The following is a 2852-nucleotide window of genomic DNA, read 5'->3' on the forward strand; positions in this document are numbered from 1 at the left end:
TCCCCCGGGTCCCCCCCGGTCGCACCGGCTCGCGCCGACCCCCGCTCGTATCGGCTCAGTTGTTCCAGGTCTCGTCGTACGGGTCGTGCGGGGTCGGTACGGGCCGGGCCGAGACGACTTTCAGGTACGGGATCGGGCCGTTGTTGACCGGGTCGCGCATCAGGCCGGGGCGGTAGGTGCCGGTGATCTCCAGCCAGGCGTCCGGCCGCAGGACCGGCGGCAGCTTGCCGATCAGTGCGATCTTCACCGGCTGGGCGTCCGCCGCACAGCAGTTGAGGGCCATGCGGACCAGGTAAGGCGCGCCGCCGCGGTCCAGGGCGAGGAAGCCGGTGACCCGGACGGGGCGGCCGTGCAGGGAGCTCCCGCGGCCGTAGGCCGCGCGGGACGCGTAGTCGACCACGCTGAGCGGCACCGGGTCGGACTTCGACAGCTTCCCGTAGCCGTACGGCTGTTGCAGGGCTGTTCCGCTGCGCAGCGCGCTGTAGGAACCCAGCGCGGGCGGGGCGACGAGGATGAGGGAGAGGAGCGGCAGCACGAGCAGCCAGGAGATGCGGGGCTCGGGGTGGGCGTGGGCCTCTTCGGTGCCGTGCGCCGCGCGGGCGCGTCCGCGCTCGTACCAGACCGTCGCCACGGCGGCCGCGATCAGCACCGCGCCCGACGCGAGCAGCAGCGGCTGCAGGGCCGCCTTGACGTAACGCAGGTACAGGTCGGTGGCGCCCGCGTGCAGCAGGGCGGCGCCGAGCAGGAACATGACCGCCGTCTGGGCCTGGCGGTTCACAGGAGCACCGCCCCGGTCAGGACCGCGCCCGCGATGGCCACCACGAAGGTGGCGGGCGCGAAGCGGAGCGCGAAGGAACGGCCGAAGGTGCCCGCCTGCATGGCGAAGAGCTTGAGGTCGATCATGGGGCCCACCACCAGGAACACCAGTTTGGCCGTCAGGGAGAACTGGGTGAGGGAGGCCGCGACGAACGCGTCCGCCTCCGAGCAGATGGACAGGAGCACGGCGAGCACGGCGAGGGCGAGGACGGAGACGAGAGGGTTGTCGGCCGCGGTGCGCAGCCAGGTCGCCGGTACCACCGCCTTCAGCGTGGCCGCGGCCATCGCGCCCAGGACCAGGAAGCCGCCCGCGTGCACGGTGTCGTGGCGGACCGAGTTCCAGAACGCCTCGCCCTTGGTGGCGCCCTCGTGCGAGCCGTGGGCCGGCGGCCGCAGCCAGTCCGTGCGGCCCAGGCGCTGCCACAGCCAGCCCATCGCGCAGGCCACGAGGAGGCCGCCGAGGAGCCGGCCCACGACCATCTCCGGGTCGCGGGGGAAGGCGACGGCCGTGGCGGTCAGGACGACCGGGTTGATCGCCGGGGCGGAGAGCAGGAAGGCGATGGCGGCCGCCGGGGTCACCCCCCGGCGCACCAGCGCCCCGGCCACCGGGACGGAGGCGCACTCGCAGCCGGGCAGCACCGCGCCCGCGATCCCGGCCACCGGCACCGCCAGGGCGGGTCGGCTCGGCAGCGCACGGGCGAAGAAGGACGGGGGCACGAAGACCGCGATCGCCGCCGAGAGCAGGACGCCCAGCACGAGGAAGGGCAGCGCCTGGACGGTCACGGCCACGAACACCGTCATCCAGCTCTGCATCAGGGGGGTGCCGAGCAGCCCCCTGATCGGGGACTGGGCGAGCACCGCCAGCAGCAGGATCATGGTCAGGACCAGCGGGGAACTGAGGTGCCGCCCTTCACGGCCTGCGTCCGGCGGGTGTGCCGGGCCGCGCCCGGGCGCGCCGGGCGGGGCTTCTTCGGTGATGGCCACGGGTGGGTACCTCCGGCTGTGTGCTCCCGCTTGCTCCGTCTCCCGTCCCCTGCGGTACGCGGCCGGGGGCGGGGGTGTTCACCTCATTGCTGGAACCGACGGACCTCTTGGGGCAGTCTTTCCCCTCGTGGCGAGCGTTCCGTATCAGGGCGGGTCCGGTGACGCGCCGGCGCACATGGTGGTGTGCGGCGACGACGGCCTCGCGTACCGGCTGGCCGCCGAGTTGCGTGGTGTGCACGGGGAGCGGGTCACCCTCGTGGTGCCGCCCGACGGGCGCACGGCGCGGCCCCCGGTGGTGGGGCGCGCCCGTGCTGCCTCGGCCGCGCTGCTCGACCGCGTGGTCAGCGCCGCCGTCGGCCGCGGCGGAGGCAATGGGGGGAACGGGGCCAACGGCGGCAACGGCACGGCGGGGACCGGCGGCAGCGGTGGCAACGGCAACCGGGCCGACGGAGAACGGGTGCTGGAGGCGGCCGAGCTCACGGAGGCCGTGCTCGCCGAGGCCGGGGTGGAGCGGGCCGCCGCGCTGGCGCTCGTCCATGACGACGACGAGACCAACATCCGGGCCGCGCTGACCGCGCGAAGGCTCAACCCGCGCCTGCGGCTCGTACTGCGGCTCTACAACCGCCGGTTGGGCCAGCACATCGAGGAACTTCTCGATCAGGCGGCCGCGTTGGCGCTCGGCGAGGGATCGGCGGGTGACGCGGAGGCGTCCACGACCGTGCTGTCCGACGCCCACACCGCCGCGCCCGCGCTGGCGGCCGCCGCCGTCGCGGGTACCACCAAGGTCGTCCAGACCGACAGTCTGCTGCTGCGGGCCGTGGAGCGGCCGCCGTCCGCGAGCGGGCAGACCGCCGGGGGACTGTGCACGCTCGCCCTGCTCTCGCCGGCCGGGCCGGGGACCGCCGGGGCGGACGGATCCGGGGGCGGCGCGGAGCAGGAGCCGCGGCTGCTGCCGGACGACGAGGAGGTACGGCGGGCGGGGGGGCGGGCCGCGGCGGTGCTGGAGCAGGTGTCGGCCGCGTCGGGGGGGGCGGCGACGGCCACGACGGGGC

3 protein-coding genes are annotated in these 2852 nt (G+C 75.1%); 1 reads left to right on the forward strand and 2 read right to left on the reverse strand.

Annotation, left to right across the window (positions count from 1 at the left end; translation table 11 throughout):
* Positions 1-55: 55 nt before the first annotated feature.
* Together V7E45_RS39695 and V7E45_RS39700 are read right to left on the reverse strand one after the other, a co-directional pair.
* On the reverse strand, positions 56-778 hold the full coding sequence (locus V7E45_RS39695) for a TIGR03943 family putative permease subunit (RefSeq protein WP_333779155.1): 723 nt from the start codon (positions 776-778) through the stop codon (positions 56-58).
* Positions 775-1800 (reverse strand): permease, encoded by a 1026-nt coding sequence (locus V7E45_RS39700; protein WP_333779156.1) that lies wholly within the window; start codon positions 1798-1800, stop codon positions 775-777. The genes V7E45_RS39695 and V7E45_RS39700 overlap by 4 nt, the downstream gene beginning before the upstream one ends.
* A gap of 175 nt (positions 1801-1975) precedes the next feature.
* On the opposite strand from V7E45_RS39700, the gene V7E45_RS39705 reads away from it, so the two are divergent.
* On the forward strand, positions 1976-2852 hold an 877-nt coding region (locus V7E45_RS39705), incomplete at its 3' end, for an NAD-binding protein (protein WP_333779157.1).

The sequence above is a fragment of the Streptomyces sp. IBSBF 3136 genome (assembly GCF_036815105.1).
Taxonomy (GTDB): Bacteria; Actinomycetota; Actinomycetes; order Streptomycetales; family Streptomycetaceae; genus Streptomyces.